This window comes from Pseudomonas sp. GW823-FHT04A03 (assembly GCF_058796615.1).
This window is the reverse complement of the sequence record NZ_JBXAIV010000004.1, coordinates 447,949-463,116: the sequence shown is the minus strand read 5'-3', so window position 1 is coordinate 463,116 and position 15,168 is coordinate 447,949. Positions and strand designations below refer to the sequence as shown.

The 15,168-nt window shown below is 59.6% G+C and carries 14 protein-coding genes and 1 pseudogene; 12 read left to right on the top strand and 3 right to left on the bottom strand.

Annotation, left to right across the window (positions count from 1 at the left end; all coding sequences use genetic code 11):
• Positions 1-57: 57 nt before the first annotated feature.
• Positions 58-261: pseudogene (locus AC1Q9F_RS14735) on the bottom strand (NAD-dependent epimerase/dehydratase family protein); the annotation flags it as partial.
• A gap of 269 nt (positions 262-530) precedes the next feature.
• Between AC1Q9F_RS14735 and AC1Q9F_RS14730 the strand changes: the two are divergent.
• The 3 genes from AC1Q9F_RS14730 to AC1Q9F_RS14720 all read left to right on the top strand — a co-directional run bounded on the left by AC1Q9F_RS14730 (position 531) and on the right by AC1Q9F_RS14720 (position 5,186).
• Positions 531-3,443: an aminotransferase gene (locus AC1Q9F_RS14730; RefSeq protein ID WP_492620036.1), complete on the top strand. Its 2,913-nt coding sequence runs from the start codon at positions 531-533 to the stop codon at positions 3,441-3,443.
• 178 nt (positions 3,444-3,621) lie between these two features.
• Entirely contained in the window at positions 3,622-4,728 is a 1,107-nt protein-coding gene (aguA, locus tag AC1Q9F_RS14725; RefSeq protein WP_492620037.1) for an agmatine deiminase, read from the top strand.
• Between the two features lie 245 nt (positions 4,729-4,973).
• Entirely contained in the window at positions 4,974-5,186 is a 213-nt protein-coding gene (locus AC1Q9F_RS14720; protein WP_065257771.1) for a hypothetical protein, read from the top strand.
• A gap of 65 nt (positions 5,187-5,251) precedes the next feature.
• Here AC1Q9F_RS14720 and AC1Q9F_RS14715 read toward each other — a convergent pair whose 3' ends face one another.
• Positions 5,252-7,363, bottom strand: coding sequence for a TonB-dependent receptor (locus tag AC1Q9F_RS14715; protein ID WP_207984723.1), 2,112 nt, complete (start codon positions 7,361-7,363; stop codon positions 5,252-5,254).
• Positions 7,364-7,618: 255 nt separating this feature from the next.
• Between AC1Q9F_RS14715 and AC1Q9F_RS14710 the strand changes: the two genes are divergently transcribed.
• The 6 genes from AC1Q9F_RS14710 to AC1Q9F_RS14685 all read left to right on the top strand — a co-directional run bounded on the left by AC1Q9F_RS14710 (position 7,619) and on the right by AC1Q9F_RS14685 (position 12,319).
• The gene (locus tag AC1Q9F_RS14710; RefSeq protein ID WP_492620198.1) at positions 7,619-8,287 is read left to right on the top strand and encodes a DsbA family protein; all 669 of its coding nucleotides are present in this window, start codon (positions 7,619-7,621) and stop codon (positions 8,285-8,287) included.
• Positions 8,288-8,586: 299 nt separating this feature from the next.
• Entirely contained in the window at positions 8,587-9,873 is a 1,287-nt protein-coding gene (locus AC1Q9F_RS14705; RefSeq protein WP_179692993.1) for an OprD family porin, read from the top strand.
• A 233-nt stretch (positions 9,874-10,106) separates the two neighbouring features.
• Positions 10,107-10,853 (top strand): 2OG-Fe dioxygenase family protein, encoded by a 747-nt coding sequence (locus AC1Q9F_RS14700; protein WP_007952620.1) that lies wholly within the window; start codon positions 10,107-10,109, stop codon positions 10,851-10,853.
• Positions 10,854-10,932: 79 nt separating this feature from the next.
• Positions 10,933-11,310, top strand: a complete 378-nt coding sequence (locus AC1Q9F_RS14695) for a GNAT family N-acetyltransferase (protein WP_007952618.1) — start codon at positions 10,933-10,935, stop codon at positions 11,308-11,310.
• Positions 11,307-12,023: an AzlC family ABC transporter permease gene (locus AC1Q9F_RS14690; RefSeq protein WP_085702720.1), complete on the top strand. Its 717-nt coding sequence runs from the start codon at positions 11,307-11,309 to the stop codon at positions 12,021-12,023. The genes AC1Q9F_RS14695 and AC1Q9F_RS14690 overlap by 4 nt, the downstream gene beginning before the upstream one ends.
• Positions 12,002-12,319 (top strand): AzlD domain-containing protein, encoded by a 318-nt coding sequence (locus AC1Q9F_RS14685; RefSeq protein ID WP_007952614.1) that lies wholly within the window; start codon positions 12,002-12,004, stop codon positions 12,317-12,319. The genes AC1Q9F_RS14690 and AC1Q9F_RS14685 overlap by 22 nt, the downstream gene beginning before the upstream one ends.
• Here the strand turns inward: AC1Q9F_RS14685 and AC1Q9F_RS14680 are convergent.
• Entirely contained in the window at positions 12,236-13,162 is a 927-nt protein-coding gene (locus tag AC1Q9F_RS14680; protein ID WP_085647967.1) for a LysR family transcriptional regulator, read from the bottom strand. The genes AC1Q9F_RS14685 and AC1Q9F_RS14680 overlap by 84 nt on opposite strands.
• 378 nt (positions 13,163-13,540) lie before the next feature.
• On the opposite strand from AC1Q9F_RS14680, the gene AC1Q9F_RS14675 reads away from it, so the two are divergent.
• From AC1Q9F_RS14675 to AC1Q9F_RS14665, 3 genes are read left to right on the top strand one after another with little or no spacing between them, the layout of a single operon-like run.
• A complete protein-coding gene (locus tag AC1Q9F_RS14675) occupies positions 13,541-13,759 on the top strand; it encodes a tautomerase family protein (protein WP_007952610.1) in 219 nt (72 codons plus the stop codon).
• Positions 13,756-14,400: a DsbA family oxidoreductase gene (locus AC1Q9F_RS14670; protein ID WP_492620038.1), complete on the top strand. Its 645-nt coding sequence runs from the start codon at positions 13,756-13,758 to the stop codon at positions 14,398-14,400. The genes AC1Q9F_RS14675 and AC1Q9F_RS14670 overlap by 4 nt, the downstream gene beginning before the upstream one ends.
• Positions 14,401-14,433: 33 nt before the next feature.
• Entirely contained in the window at positions 14,434-15,144 is a 711-nt protein-coding gene (locus AC1Q9F_RS14665; RefSeq protein ID WP_492620039.1) for an SDR family NAD(P)-dependent oxidoreductase, read from the top strand.
• Positions 15,145-15,168 lie beyond the last annotated feature (24 nt).

The window sequence follows — 15,168 nt, the reverse complement described above, 5'->3', positions numbered from 1 at the left end:
ATCCTTGATATCGGTGGAGCCCAGGCGTTCGATCTTGCCGTCGTCGATGGCGTAACGCAGGGCGCTCACTGTGGACTGATCGACGATATTGGCTTGCACAAATTCGTAACGGCTGTTGTCGGCGATGCTCGCAAGGGACTCGAGAGTGCCGGCATAAGTCAGTTTGTCGAGATTCAATACCTCGTGAGCCGTGTTGCAAATCAAGTGGCGAACCAGTGCGGAGCCAATGAAGCCGGCACCACCGGTGACAAGAATACGCATGCAGGTTGGCCTTTTTCCGTAAAACTATTAACGCGATTGGAGCATAGCTTGTCGGCAGGGGATGGGCGGCACAAGAGGGTTGCCCACGGTATTTTATCCATGCGGTTCTTTGCCGATTGTTTGGCGTACGGACGCCCGGTTTCATCCATTCAATGGAGCAGCGGCGACCAAGTGATACACGGCAGTGATCGGCACGGGGTTGACGGGGGTTGATTATCCATCGGTGCAGTGGCGATATAGACGCCTAATAAAATTTCAGGGGTCGTTCCATGTCGTTCGCCACGTTGATTCATCGCGCCAGTCTTCCGGGCCCACAGGTCACTGCAGCGCAGGCCTTGCAGGTTCTGACGCAGCATTACGGGCTGAGCGGCAAGTTGCAGGCGCTGGGTAGCCAGCAGGACCTCAACTATCGCGTGGACAGTGAACGCGGGCGATTCGTGCTGAAGATCTGCCGGGGCGACTATTCGCTGGTGGAGCTGCAGGCCCAGCACGCGGGGCTGAAGTACCTGGCCGATCATGGCGATGTGCAGGTTCCTCGGGTGATCCCGGCCAACGACGGCCAGGACCTGTTGTCGCTGGAGATCGACGGTGAAGCGGTGCATGTGCGGCTGCTCGACTACATCGAGGGCCAGCCGTTGACGGCTCTCGATCACCTTGGCCAGGAAGTCGTCGCAGGTTTCGGCCGGCTCTGCGGCGAAATGGATCTGGCTCTGGCCGGGTTCGACCATCCGGGTCTCGAACGCACGTTGCAATGGGACGCTCGCCACGCCAGCGCACTGATCGAGCACCTGCTGCCGGTCATCGACGACGAACGCCAGCGCGCGCTGATCGCCGAGGCTGCCGAACAGGCCAGACTTCGTTTGCAGCCGCTGCTGGAAAAACTGCCGGTGCAGGCGATCCACATGGACATCACCGACGACAACGTAGTCTGGCAGCGTGATGCCCGGCGGCACTGGCAGTTGCAGGGCGTCATCGATTTCGGCGATCTGGTGCGCACCTGGCGCATCACCGATCTGTCCGTCACCTGCGCCGCGCTGCTGCATCATGCCGCAGGCGATCCGTTCGTGATCCTGCCGGCCGTGCAGGCCTATCACGCGGTCAATCCGCTGCAACACGAAGAACTGCTGGCGCTGTGGCCGCTGATCGTGGCGCGGGCGGCGGTGCTGGTGCTCAGTGGCGAGCAACAGGTCAGCATCGATCCGGGCAATATTTACAGCCGCGACAACCTGACCCACGAGTGGGAGATCTTCCGGGTCGCCACCTCGGTGCCTCTGGCCTTGATGGAGGCGGCGATTCTCACAGCGGTCGGCCAGACATTGCCGGCCATCGACAGTGAAGGTTTTGCGCCGTTGTTGCCCGGCCTGGTCGGGCGCGAGTTCGCGTTGATCGATCTGGGGGTGTTGAGCGCGCACTTCGAGGCGGGCAATTGGGAGCAGCCTGGCATCGATCAGCGTCTGCTGAGTGAAGCAGCGGCCATCCACGGTCTGGCGGCCAGTCGATACGGGCAATACCGGTTGTCGCGCACCCGGCCTGACAGCGCCGAGGAGCCAGAGACATTCCCGCTGCACGTCGAATTGCACGTGCCCCAGGGTTCGACATTGGAAGCGCCGTTTGCTGGCGTACTTCACCTGTCGGCCGACGGCGCGCTGCGACTCGACGGCCCGCAACTGAGCCTGCGTCTGTGGGGCGTGAAACCTTCGTTGCACGGCCACGCGGCGCTGGTGAAAGGTCAGGTGCTCGGTTCGGTGGACGGTCCGTTGATCGTGCAATTGACTCGCGGCGCACAGCTTGAAGCGCCGCTGTTCTGCACACCATCGCGCGCGTTGGCGTGGCAGGCGTTGTCCCCATCACCGGCCGTGCTGCTGGGCCTGGCCTGCGACGCCGAACCCGAGCTGGACGCGGCAACCCTGCTGGCGCGCCGCGACGCCAGTTTTGCTCGCACTCAGAAGCACTATTACATCGACCCGCCGCGCATCGAGCGCGGCTGGCGCAATCACTTGATCGACATGCAGGGCCGTTCCTATCTCGACATGCTCAACAATGTCGCGGTGCTCGGCCACGGCCATCCGCGCATGGCGGCGGTCGCGAGCCGGCAGTGGTCGCTGCTCAATACTAACTCGCGATTCAACTATGCGGCGGTCGCCGAGTTCTCCGAACGCTTGCTGAAGTTGGCGCCGGAGGGGATGGACCGGGTGTTCCTGGTCAACAGCGGCAGCGAGGCCAACGATCTGGCAATTCGCCTGGCGTGGGCCGCCAGCGGTGGGCGCGACATGATCAGTGTGCTGGAGGCCTATCACGGCTGGACGGTCGGCGCGGACGCGGTCTCGACCTCGATTGCCGATAACCCGAAAGCCTTGAGCAGTCGCCCGGACTGGGTGCATGCGGTGACGGCTCCCAACACCTATCGCGGCGAGTTTCGCGGCCCGGATTCGGCGCCGGATTACGTGCGCAGCGTCGAACATCATCTGGCGAAGATCGATGAGCAGAAACGCCAACTCGCCGGGTTCATCTGCGAGCCGGTCTACGGCAATGCGGGCGGGATCTCGCTACCGCCGGGCTACCTCAAGAAAGTCTATGAACTGGTGCGCGCCCGTGGCGGCGTGTGCATTGCCGATGAGGTGCAGGTCGGTTACGGGCGCATGGGCCACTTCTTCTGGGGCTTTGAAGAACAAGGCGTGGTGCCGGACATCATCACCATGGCCAAAGGCATGGGCAACGGCCAGCCGCTGGGCGCCGTGATCACCCGCCGGGAAATCGCCGAGGCGCTGGAAGCCGAGGGCTATTTCTTCTCGTCCGCCGGCGGCAGTCCGGTGAGCTGCCAAATCGGCATGGCGGTGCTCGACGTCATGGAAGAAGAAAAACTCTGGGAAAACGCCCAGGTGGTCGGCGCTCACTTCAAGGCCCGGCTGGAGGCGTTGATCGATCAATATTCGCTGGTCGGCGCGGTGCACGGTTCCGGGTTCTATCTGGGGGTCGAGCTGATCCGCAATCGGCAAACCCTGGAACCGGCGACCGAGGAAACCACACTGTTGTGTGATCGCCTGCGGGCGCTGGGGATTTTCATGCAGCCGACCGGCGATTACCTGAACGTCCTGAAGATCAAGCCGCCGATGGTCACCTCGCGTCAGAGCGTGGATTTCTTCGTCGACATGCTGGCGAAGGTGCTGGAAGAAGGGCTCTGAGGCGATGCGGAACCGACAAATGCCGATTTGTATCGGTATTTGTCGGGTTAAATTGAGATTGTTTTTTCTTTATGGCTTCTAAAGCCGATATTTATCGTTTATAAAGTCGCCATAGTCCGTCGTCCAACTCTGTACGGCGTGTTGAAAACCCTCGACGGTTCCCTGGAGTCTGATCGACATGACCACATTGAAAAGCACACCACGCGCCGATGGCTTCTACATGCCGGCCGAATGGGCACCGCAAACCCAGACCTGGATGATCTGGCCCGAGCGTCCGGACAACTGGCGTCTCGGCGGCAAGCCAGCGCAGGCTGCCCATGCCGCCGTGGCCAAGGCCATCGCTCGTTTCGAACCGGTCACCGTGGCGGTCTCCGCCGGCCAGTACGAAAACGCCCGTGCTCGCCTCGACGTGCCGAATATCCGCGTGGTCGAGATGTCCAGCGATGACGCCTGGGTTCGCGACAGCGGCCCGACTTTCGTGATCAACAACAGCGGCGAAGTGCGCGGTGTGAACTGGGACTTCAACGCCTGGGGCGGTTTTGACGGTGGTCTGTATTCGCCGTGGAACCGTGATTCCCAGGTCGGCGGCAAGATCCTCGAAATCGAGCGCAGCCCGCGTTATCGCACCGAAGGCTTCGTGCTCGAAGGCGGCTCGATTCACGTCGACGGCGAAGGCACCCTGATCACCACCGAAGAATGTCTGCTCAACCGCAATCGCAACCCGCACTTGGGTCGCGAAGAGATCGAAGCGGTGCTCAGTGAAAACCTGTCGGTAGACAAGATCATCTGGCTGCCGGATGGCCTGTTCAACGACGAAACCGACGGCCATGTGGATAACTTCTGCTGCTACGTGCGTCCGGGCGAAGTGCTGCTGGCGTGGACCGACGATCCGCAGGATCCGAACTACCCGCGCTGCCAGGCCGCGATGAAAGTGCTGGAAAGCAGCACCGACGCCAAGGGCCGCCCGTTCACGGTGCACAAGATGCCGATTCCGGGGCCGCTGTTCGCCACCGAAGAAGAATGCGCGGGCGTGGACCCGGTGGATGGCACTCAGGAACGTAACCCGAGCGTGCGTCTGGCTGGTTCCTATGTGAACTTCCTGATCGTCAACGGCGGCATCATTGCACCTTGCTTCGACGATCCGATGGACGATCCGGCCCGGGAGATCCTGCAGAACCTGTTCCCGCAACATGAAGTGGTGATGGTGCCGGGTCGCGAACTGTTACTGGGGGGCGGCAACATTCACTGCCTTACCCAACAGCAGCCCGCGCCGCACAAAGAGTGAGTGCGGATGTAACAGCTTGAGTTGATTGGAAAATCGACCGGGCAGTCATTTGTTGCCCACGCTTGAAGAGAAACCCGCAGCCCGTCAGGACTGCGGGTTTCTTTATGTCCGCCGGTCGACAATTTCATAACGTTGGCATAGCTCTTGTATCGCTCATGACGCACTAGGGAGGGGGGAGAACTTCAACAGTTCTGTCATAAACCTTGGATAACTTAGCCGCTCACGAACGGGGAGAGAGCGCTGAAATGAACGCCGAAGTGAACGTAATCAGCGAGCGGACGTTGCATCCCATGGCTGTAAATAGTGAGTCGCTCCAGATTGTCGCGCACTGGTTGAAGTCCAATGGAACGCGTCAGATCAGGGAACCTGATCCGCGCCGGATGATGATCGAGCGTTACCCCGCTGGCCTGTTCAGCGAGGCCGAACTGGATGCACTCTGGGATGTGATGGAAGGATAAGAAGAACAAACAAGGATTGTAAAAAGCGCTGCCGGGATGGCAGCGCTTTTTTTATGGGCGCGATATCAGAAACTGTAGGTGCCGGTGACGACCAGACTGCGCGGTGCGCCTGGCTGGATCTGAAACTGGCTGGTGGCCGACGAGTAATACTCGCGGTCGGTGATGTTGTTCAGGGCGCCACGCAGGTCCCAGTCCTTGTGGCGGTAGCCGACCAGCGCGTCCCAGCGACCGTAGCCCGGCAACACGGTGGTGTTGGCGTTGTCGGCATAACGCTGGCCGACCAGGGTCAGGCCGGTTTCGGCGTACCAGCCCATTTCCGGTTTCCAGGTCAGGAACAGGCTGCCGTTGCGCTTGGCCACGTTGTTCACGCGTTTGCCTTCCAGGCCGTTGTTGTCCTTCTCGATGGTCGCGTCCTGCACACCGACACCGCCGCGCACGTACCAGTTGCCGACGATCTTGCCGGTACCGGTCAGTTCGATCCCGCGCGAGCGTTGCAGACCGCTCATCACGGTCAGGGTCGGATCGTTCGGATCGGTGGTGCGACGGTTGTAGAGTTCCAGCTCATAGACGGCGAGGGTGGTGCTCAGGCGATCGTCGAGCCAGTCGCTCTTCACGCCGATCTCTTTCTGCTTGGTCAGCTCCGGGCTCAGGTCGTTGGTGTTGCCGGCCGCGCCCGGGGTGATGCCGATCAGACCGCCGCCGACCGGCGAGAAGGTCTTGGTCCACGAGGCGTAGAACGAGTGGTTTTGCAGCGGCGTCCAGACCACGCCGAAACGCGGGCTGGTGCTGTGGCTGTCACGGTCTTCGGAGATGTTGCGCAGCTTGTTGGTCGACTCGATGTCGAAGGTGTCGTAGCGCAGACCTGCAAGCAGTTGCCATTGATCGTTCAGGCGCAGTTGATCCTGAACGTAGACCGCGCGGCTTTCGACTTCGGTGTGGCTGCTGCTCGACACCTGCATGCGCCCGGTGTGGCGCAGGTCGCGGTTGGGGTTGTACAGATCCAGCGACGGCACGGCGGAACTGCCGCGCCCGGATGTGGCGGCGTTGTAGAGCGTCGGGTCGCGGCGCTGGCTGCCGGTTTCGAGGCCGGTCAGCAGGCGGTGCTCGAGGCCGAAGGTTTCGAATCCACCTTCCAGTTCGACGTTGTTGTAGACGTTGCGGGTGGTCAGGTCCTGTTGCCAGTGCTGGCGGATGACCTTGTTGGTTTTCGGATCGAAGTTGGTGAGATAGGTGTTGTCGAAATCGCTGTCGAGCTTGAACACCCCGAGCGTGTGGCGCAGCTGCCAGTTGTCGTTGATTTCATAGGCCAGCTTCGAACGCAGGGACTGGGTCTTGTCGTCGATGAAATCGTGATCGTTGCCGTAGGTCGTGTCCCGGCCGACGTCGGCCGGGCGCCCTTTGGCCCCGTTGATTCCGGGAATCGATGGAATACCACGATCCGGTGTGCGGTTGTAGCGGCTGTATTCGTATTGCACCAGCCAGTTCAGGTCAGGCGTGAGCTGCCAGCTCATCGAGGGTGCGAACAGTTGGCGGTTGCCGCTGACGCCGTCGCGGAAGCTGTTCTCGTCCATGTTGCCCATGTTCAGGCGCAGACTGATGTTGTCGCTCGGGTCGGTGCTGAGGTCAGCGTACAGGCTGCGCAGATCTTCGCTGCCCCCCTGGGCCTCGATGGTCGAGCGGCGGCCGGCCTCGGGTGCCTTGCTGACGCGGTTGACGATCCCGCCCTGGCTGCCGCGGCCGTACAACACAGCGGCCGGGCCCTTTAGCACTTCGACGCGTTCGATGTTGTGCAGATCGCGCTTGTACTGGCTGTCGTCTCGGATGCCGTCCAGATAGAAGTCGTTGCTGGCGTCGAAGCCGCGGATACGCAGGCTGTCGAAGCGCGTATCGCCGCCGCTGCTCACGTTGGGCATGCCGCTCAAGGCGTCGCCCAGGTCATTGGTGCCGTAGTTGGCGAAGTTGGCGGTCTTGACCGAGTCGATCGCCTGCGGCACATAGCGCACAGGGGTTGAGGTACGCGTGGCGGTGTTGCTGACCTTCACGCGCGGGTCGTCGGCCTGGGCAGTTTCAGCGCTGATTGAAGTGGCAGGCAGTTCGGTTGCGGAGTAAGCGAAACCGGAAGACAAAAAGGCAGAAAGCCCAAGCGTGACGGGCGTGAGACGGAACGGGGCAGGCATTGAAAAGCGCATCCGAAAGGGTGGAAGAATTCGAGCGCGCGAATGGTAATGCTTTGCATTTACTTCCGTTAATTATTCCTGAAAGGTTCCGTTGTTTGATTGTGTCAATTTATTTCAGCTTTCTATCGGAGCGGACAATGAGCGCATTTGACCGATTGCCGAAACAGACTGAAAGCCATTCCGGCGTTTTTCCGCAACGACCGAGGGACTAATGTGCCGACATCGTTTTTCCCACTTTCTGAGCGGAGCTTTCCGATGACGCTTCATTACATTTACGACCCTCTGTGCGGCTGGTGCTATGGCGCCAAACCACTGGTGCAGGCCGCGCAACAAGTGCTGCCGGTGATCGCCCACGCCGGCGGGATGATGACTGGCGCCAACCGCCAGAACGTTTCACCGCAACTGCGCAATTACGTGATGCCACACGACCGACGCATTGCCGAATACACCGGTCAGCCCTTCGGCGAAGCTTATTTCGAAGGTCTGTTGCGCGATCAAACAGCGGTATTCGATTCGGCACCGCCGATTGCCGCTGTGATGGCCGCCGAAAAAATCGACGGCCGTGGCCTGGAACTACTTGGCCGTTTGCAGACTGCGCACTATGTCGAAGGACGGCGAATTGCCGACGAAAGTGTGCTTGTGGAATACGCGGTAGAGCAGGGCTACAACGCCGATATGTTCCTGAACGCCGTGCAGTCCGTCGACACCGAACAACATATAAAGAACAGCCGTGCCCTGTTGGCAAACTTTGGTGGGCAGGGATTTCCAACTTTCGCACTGGAACAGGACGGTCAATTCACACTGGTTGATATCGGGCCGTGGCTGGGCAAACCAGAAGCCTTCGCCCGATGGTTGAACGAGTCGTTTACGTCTGCGCCTGGGACTGAAACCTTGCCAGTCTGTGGCCTCGAAGGTTGCGCGTGATCCCGCATCAAAATCCCTGACTGCTGGCATTTTCGTGCAATCAGCCATCGCAAAATTTACTTTTTTTAGACGTTTTTCGCCTATTTAAAGACGATTCTTGAAATTGACACATTGTTGAGGGCGCGGCTACGATTCGGCCCAACGCCTGTGGCTAACCGCCATGACTCAAAATCAGGAGCAGGCCCGCCAGGACATCGTCTTGCGCGGGTCTTTTTGTTTCGGGGTGAATAAAAGAGTGCAATAAGCGCCGTTTCAGCCGTTCGACACAGCGCGTTTCAACCCGTAATAAGGAAAACAAAATGTTGAACAAGCGAATCAGTCTGATCGCACTGGGGATGTTGAGTGCCACTTCGGCCATGGCTAACGACCAGGCCGAGTCCAAGGGTTTTGTTGAAGACAGCAGCCTCAAAGTGCTGCTGCGCAATGCCTACATCAATCGTGATTTCAAAGACGGCAACAAGGACAAGTCCGAGTGGGGCCAAGCGGCCATCGGTACATTCTCGTCCGGTTTCACTCAAGGCACCGTGGGTGTTGGTGTGGACGCGTTCGGTCTGTACGCACTGCGTCTGGACGGCGGCAAGGGCCGCAGCGGCGCCGGTGGTATCGACTTCTTCAAACAGGGTGACAGCGGCAACGCGGCTGACGACCTGTCCAAGGGCGGCGCAGCGGTGAAATTCCGTGTGTCCAGCACCACGTTGACCTACGGCGACCAGATGCCGGCACTGCCAGTGCTGAACTACGACAACTCGCGTCTGCTGCCGGAAAGCTACACCGGTACCTTGATCACTTCCAAAGAGATCAAAGGTCTGCAACTGGACGCCGGTCGTTTCACCGCCGAATCGCGCAAGAGCGCTGAAGGCCGTGACAGCGGTGGCCTGAAGTCGATCAACGTGTTGGGCGGTAGCTACCAGTTCACCGAACAGTTCAAGGCAGCGCTGTACGCTTCCGACGTCGAAGACGTGATGAAGAAGCAGTACGTGAACGCCAACTATGTGTTCCCGATCGACAAGGATCAGTCCCTGACCCTGGACTTCAACGGCTATCGCACCAAGCTGGACAAGTCCTACGCCGAACTGAAGAACTCCGGCGGCCAGGACAACAAGATCTGGAGTCTGGCAGCGACCTTCGCCACGGGCCCGCACTCGTTCACTGTTGCTCACCAGCGCAGCACCGGCGACAGCAACCTCGGCTACCCGTACGGCGGCTATCAGAACGCCGGCGCGCGTCAGGGTGACGGTGGTAACACTATCTACCTGGCCAACTCCTACTGGTCGGACTTCAACGCTGAAGACGAACGCAGCTGGCAGCTGGGCTACGGCCTGGACTTCAGCGCTTTCGGCGTACCGGGTCTGAGCTACAACTTTGCTTACGTGCGTGGCGACAACATCACCACCGACACCAGCAGCGGCGGCACCGAGCGCGAAATCTTCAACCAGTTCAAGTACGTCGTGCAAAGTGGCCCGGCCAAAGACCTGAGCGTGAAACTGCGCAGCTCGATCCTGCGCGTGTCGCAGAAGTCCAGCGACTACAACGTCGGTGGCAACGAAGTGCGTGTGTTCGTGGATTACCCGATCAACATCTTCTGATGATCGGCTGAAACCGCGAAACGCGTCAGAAAAACCCCGACTGGTTCGGGGTTTTTTTTTGACGGTTTTTGTGAAAAAAGCATAAAAACCCGTGTTTTTGTCATTTGAAATGCACTTTCAAGCCATTTCAAAACGCGTTTCAAACAGGGCTTTAAATGCCTGAAATTCTTTCTCATGGACGCAAATTCTCCACCTAATAGATTAGGCCGCTCAATGCAGCGGAGAATTTGGTAATGATCGTTTTAACCAGAGAAGTGGGCGAATCGCTACGGCGCGACAAGTACGCCAATGTGCAGGGTGCTGACTTCAATCTCTACGGTCATTTCGCCGACTTCGTCAGACTGACCAAAAGTTGGGAAAACATGGAGCCTGACAGTTACTACGGTCAGGCCGAAGCCGGCATGCGTTACCGTCGTTACAGCGACTTTGAATACAACCCCAAGACTCGCGAACTGAAGCAACTGGAACATCGCGCGTACGTGCAGTCCAAGGCCAACAACAGCTATGTGGGCGGCGTGGTGCGGCACTTCCAGGACTTCTCGGACGAAGTCATCAGCTCGCCGGTGATGCGCAGCCTGATCGACACCGATTTTGAAGTGTACAAAAGCGTGTTGCCGGAAGAGCTGCACGATGAAATCTGGCAGTGCCAGATCCATCAGATCCGCATCGAGATCAAACCCGGCAAACAACTGGAAATCACCCCGGAAGGGATTCACTGCGACGGTTATCCATTCAGCGGCGTGCACTTCTGGGGCCGCAACAATGTCGAGGGTGCGGAGAGTCGTCTGTACGACATCCACGAGCATCAACTGGCGTCGACCACCTACCAGGAAATCCTCGACACCACCTACTTCCTCGACCGCGACATGCGCCACTACGTGACACCGGCTCGCAACACTCACTCCCACGCCATGGCGTACCGGCAGATCCTGGCAATTTCTTTCTCGCGGCCCGGGACCGCTTTCGACATTGTTCGCTAATCAGATCACCCAAATAGACGGCGTCGAGTGCTCGACGCCGGTGGTGCTGCGGCGCGCGACGGCCAAGGACGCGCAGCGCATGGAGCGTTTCTTCCGCCAGTTCGACGAAGTGTCGTTCTGCGAATGGCAGGACGCCAAATGCCTGCGCGGCGTTCTGATCCAGAAAACCACCACGGCCTATCTCGCCTTCGATGTCGAAGGTGAAATCGTCGGCGCGGTGCTGGGCGGCATGCTGGGCAGTCGCGGCACGATCAACCATCTGGCGGTCAGCCTGCGCTATCGCAGCCAGGGCGTCGGTCAGCGGCTGGTGGAAGCGGCGTCGGCCGACATGAAACGGGTCGGTGTGCTGCGGATGTTTCTGTTCGTCGACGATGCTAACCTCGCGGGCAAGCGTTTCTGGACTGCCCAGGGTTTTTGCGAACCTCACGGCGAGCGGACATTTGAGAGGGATCTATGAATGAAACATCCGGCAGTGCGCCGCTGATGGTCGACCGTCAGCCATCGCGCACCTTTGCCGAAGCCAGCCCGGTGGTGGCCGGTTACTTCACCGTGTCGTTCGTGTTCGGGCTGATGGCGGTCAACGCCGGGCTGCCGCTGTGGCTGCCGGTGGCCATGTGTCTGTTCGTGTATGCCGGGGCTTCGCAATTTGCGGCGCTGGCGCTGATCAGCAGCGGGGCGTCGCTGACCACCATCGTGCTGACCACGTTTCTGATCAACGCGCGGCACATGCTGATGTCGGTCTACATGGCGAAGGCCCTGCGAGCGCTGGGCCTGAGCCGCATGGAGCGCTGGTGCTACGCCGGCGGCCTGACCGATGAATCGTTCGCCTTCCACAGCGTCAAACTGGGCACCGGTGCGCCGGTGAACATTCGATATCTGATCGGCTTCAACCTGTTCTGCCACACCTCTTGGGTGATCGGCGGATTGCTGGGTGCGCTGTGCGCGCAGTACGCGTCGCACTTGATCAAATACCAGCTCGATTACGCGCTGACCGCGATGATGCTCTACGTGCTGGTCTCGCTGTGCAACACCCGCAACAAACTCATCGCCGCTATGGCCGCAGTCGTCTGCATGGGCGCACTGAGTCTGGTGGGCAGCTCGCCATTCAACGTTTTCATCGCCACGTTTGTGGGCTGCGGAGTGGGTGTATGCCTGACCAAACGTTCCTGATACTGGTGGTCGCGCTGATGATGGCCGTGACCTTCCTGCCACGGGCCTTGCCGCTGCAGGTCAACACCGAGCACTGGCCGCCCTTCGTCGCCCGGGCGCTGGAGTACCTGCCGGTGGCGATCGTCGCTGCGATCAGCCTGACTCCCTTGTTGATCAAGGATCAGCACATACAGCTCGATCGCCCGGAATTCTATGCAGCGATTCCGACGCTTTTATGTGCGTATTTCAGCAAAAACCTCTTTCTCAGTGTGGCGGTTGGGACGGCTGCGTACATTGCGCTCGGCTCGTTCATGTAGCGGCAGATCGACCACGTCGTTCAACGCCTGGCCGGACAGATCCGGGTTGTTCACCGCCAGGCGCACTTCGAGGAAATCCTCGAATCCGGGGAAAATCGTCAGGCCGTTCTTCTGCGCGGCCTCGCGGGAGACCATGCCGACCGCGTCCATCTGGGTGATGAGCGACAGGGTCAGCGTTTCGCTGCAGGAGTAGATCGTCCGCTGACTGTTCTCGTGATTGCCCAGCCCGGCGTCGAGAAAACGCAAAAAGCTGTGGGAATACGGACAATCTTCTGCGGGACGCACCTGAAACTTGTTGCCGAGCAACGTCAGCGGATCGTTCTCCTGACCGCAATGCGCGCCGACCACCTGCACCTGCACTTCCGGAAGGACAATGCTCGGCAGACCCGGACGCTGCGGGCCGATCAGCACCGCAAGGTCGAAGTCTTCGTTCTTCAGCTTGCTGAGGTTTTCCATCGACTCGGCGTAGCTGAATTCCATCTGGTAGTCGGGAAAAACCTCGATCAGGCGCCCGATCAATCGCCGGTTGAAGTCCGGGTCCAGCGTGGTGTTCAACGCCACTTTCAACGTGCGCTGTCCCGGCACCTTCAATGCTTCGACTTTCTCTTCCATCTGCCGCGTGGCAATCAGCACTCTGTCCATATAAGGCGTCAGCTCGGTGCCTTGCGGCGTCAGCGTCAGCCCCTTGTTGGATCGTCTAAACAAGCGGAAACCGAACTGCTCTTCGACCTTGTTCAACTGTGCGGCCAGGGCCTGCACAGTCAGGCACGAATGCTCGGCTGCGGCCGACAACGAGCCGGTCTGCACGATGCGCATGAGGTTGCGTAAGGTTCTGCTATCCATGGGTAATGCCCTCTGAAGTGGGCTGGGTATTGTTGTGTACGTGACGACCTGAACGGCGCCATTTGCCGGCTATATTCCTGCACCTGAGCATAGTTGTCGCGCAATTAGTAGCGAATTGATGTCCCCGCCGATGGCTGGAGGCTGACACAGGATCGGGGTTTTTGGTGACGTGGGGGTGATTGGGGTCAAAAAAAGTGCACGGTTTGGGTGCGTCTTCGGGTTTTTCAAAGGAATTTTGGCGCGATTTTTACAGGCGATTCATTACACCGCCTCACAAATGAAGTACCCCACCCCTACTTTTTCCCCTCCCGGCACACGCCTACATTGAGCTCCAACACCTGACCATCATCCCGAGGGCAGGTCACTGGAGTCGTCGTCATGCCATTTGTCAGCGTACGCATCACCCGCGACGGTGTTACCCGCGAGCAGAAAGCTCAGGTGATCGCCGAAATCACTGAAACCCTGGAACGCGTCCTCAACAAGCGCCCGGACCTGACCCACATCGTGATCGAAGAAGTCGACACCGATAACTGGGGCTACGCCGGCATCACCACCACCGAATACCGCCGACAACTGGCGGAACGGGGCCAGTCATGACCCCGACCGTGACCATCGATTTCGTCTCTGACGTGGTGTGCCCCTGGTGCGCACTCGGGGCGACAGCGCTGGAGCAGGCGATCGGCAATCTGGCCGGTGAGGTTTCGGTAGAGCTGACCTACAAGCCCTTCGAACTCAACCCGGACATGCCCGCCGAAGGTGAACCGGCGGTGCAGCACCTGATGCGCAAATACGGTCGCACCTCCGAAGACGTCGCCGCCGGCAAGAAGATGCAGATCGAACGCGGCAAAGCCATCGGTTTCGAGTTCGACCTGGAGAAACGCACGCACTTTCACAACACCTTCGATGCCCATCGATTGCTGATGTGGGCAGCGCAGGAAGGGCGGCAGATCGCGCTGAAAAAGATCCTGCTGCGCGCTTACTTCCGCGACGGCGACAACCCCAACGATCACCTGACGCTGATACGTCTGGCGACCGAAGCGGGACTGGATGCAGCGAGGGCCCGCAAGTTGCTGGCCAACGATGAATTCGCCAGCGAAGTGCGGCAACTGCAGGCGTTTTACCGGCAGCACGGAATCAACTCGGTGCCCGCCCTGATCCTGAATGGCAAGCATCTGGTGTCCGGTTCGCAATCGGTCGAGTACTACGAACAAATGCTGAAACAACTGGCTGCGGCCTGATTCAACACCTACTTATTGATTGAGGATTTCATCATGAGCAACTCGAAAAAAACCGTCGTTATCACCGGTGCTTCCCAGGGGCTGGGCGAAGGCATGGTCAAGGCCTTCCGTGAGCTGGGCTACAACATCGTCGCCACTTCTCGCTCGATCAAAACGTCGAACGACCCGCAAATCCTGACCATCGCCGGCGACATCGGCGACCCGGCCACCGCTCAACGCGTGATCAGCGAAGGCGTGGCCCGCTTCGGCCGCATCGACACCCTGGTCAACAACGCCGGCATCTTCGTCGCCAAACCGTTCACCGCCTACACCCCGGAAGACTACGCGGCGGTGCTGTCGGTCAACCTCAACGGCTTCTTCTACATCACCCAACTGGCCATCGCCGAGATGGAAAAACAGGGCAAGGGCCACGTCGTCAACATCACCACCAGCTTGGTCGACCACGCCATCGACGGCGTGCCTTCGGTCCTCGCCTCCCTGACCAAGGGCGGCCTCAACGCCGCGACCAAATCCCTGGCCATCGAATACGCCAAACGCGGGATCCGGGTGAACGCGGTATCGCCGGGCATCATCAAAACGCCGATGCACGGCGAAGAAACCCACGCAGCACTGGGCGCGCTGCATCCGGTTGGGCACATGGGCGAGATCGACGATATCGCGCAGGCGGTCGTGTACCTCGATAACGCGAACTTCGTGACGGGCGAGATTCTGCATGTGGATGGTGGGCAGAGTGCTGGGCACTGATTGATGCGGTAACACAAAGCCCTT

What these genes read in the sequence shown, in the direction of transcription:
- AC1Q9F_RS14730 (WP_492620036.1), top strand. Translation starts at nt 531, where the DNA reads ATGTCGTTCGCCACGTTGATTCATCGCGCCAGTCTTCCGGGCCCACAG.
- aguA (WP_492620037.1), top strand. Translation starts at nt 3,622, where the DNA reads ATGACCACATTGAAAAGCACACCACGCGCCGATGGCTTCTACATGCCG.
- AC1Q9F_RS14720 (WP_065257771.1), top strand. Translation starts at nt 4,974, where the DNA reads ATGAACGCCGAAGTGAACGTAATCAGCGAGCGGACGTTGCATCCCATG.
- AC1Q9F_RS14715 (WP_207984723.1), bottom strand. Translation starts at nt 7,363, where the DNA reads ATGCCTGCCCCGTTCCGTCTCACGCCCGTCACGCTTGGGCTTTCTGCC.
- AC1Q9F_RS14710 (WP_492620198.1), top strand. Translation starts at nt 7,619, where the DNA reads ATGACGCTTCATTACATTTACGACCCTCTGTGCGGCTGGTGCTATGGC.
- AC1Q9F_RS14705 (WP_179692993.1), top strand. Translation starts at nt 8,587, where the DNA reads ATGTTGAACAAGCGAATCAGTCTGATCGCACTGGGGATGTTGAGTGCC.
- AC1Q9F_RS14700 (WP_007952620.1), top strand. Translation starts at nt 10,107, where the DNA reads ATGATCGTTTTAACCAGAGAAGTGGGCGAATCGCTACGGCGCGACAAG.
- AC1Q9F_RS14695 (WP_007952618.1), top strand. Translation starts at nt 10,933, where the DNA reads ATGGAGCGTTTCTTCCGCCAGTTCGACGAAGTGTCGTTCTGCGAATGG.
- AC1Q9F_RS14690 (WP_085702720.1), top strand. Translation starts at nt 11,307, where the DNA reads ATGAATGAAACATCCGGCAGTGCGCCGCTGATGGTCGACCGTCAGCCA.
- AC1Q9F_RS14685 (WP_007952614.1), top strand. Translation starts at nt 12,002, where the DNA reads ATGCCTGACCAAACGTTCCTGATACTGGTGGTCGCGCTGATGATGGCC.
- AC1Q9F_RS14680 (WP_085647967.1), bottom strand. Translation starts at nt 13,162, where the DNA reads ATGGATAGCAGAACCTTACGCAACCTCATGCGCATCGTGCAGACCGGC.
- AC1Q9F_RS14675 (WP_007952610.1), top strand. Translation starts at nt 13,541, where the DNA reads ATGCCATTTGTCAGCGTACGCATCACCCGCGACGGTGTTACCCGCGAG.
- AC1Q9F_RS14670 (WP_492620038.1), top strand. Translation starts at nt 13,756, where the DNA reads ATGACCCCGACCGTGACCATCGATTTCGTCTCTGACGTGGTGTGCCCC.
- AC1Q9F_RS14665 (WP_492620039.1), top strand. Translation starts at nt 14,434, where the DNA reads ATGAGCAACTCGAAAAAAACCGTCGTTATCACCGGTGCTTCCCAGGGG.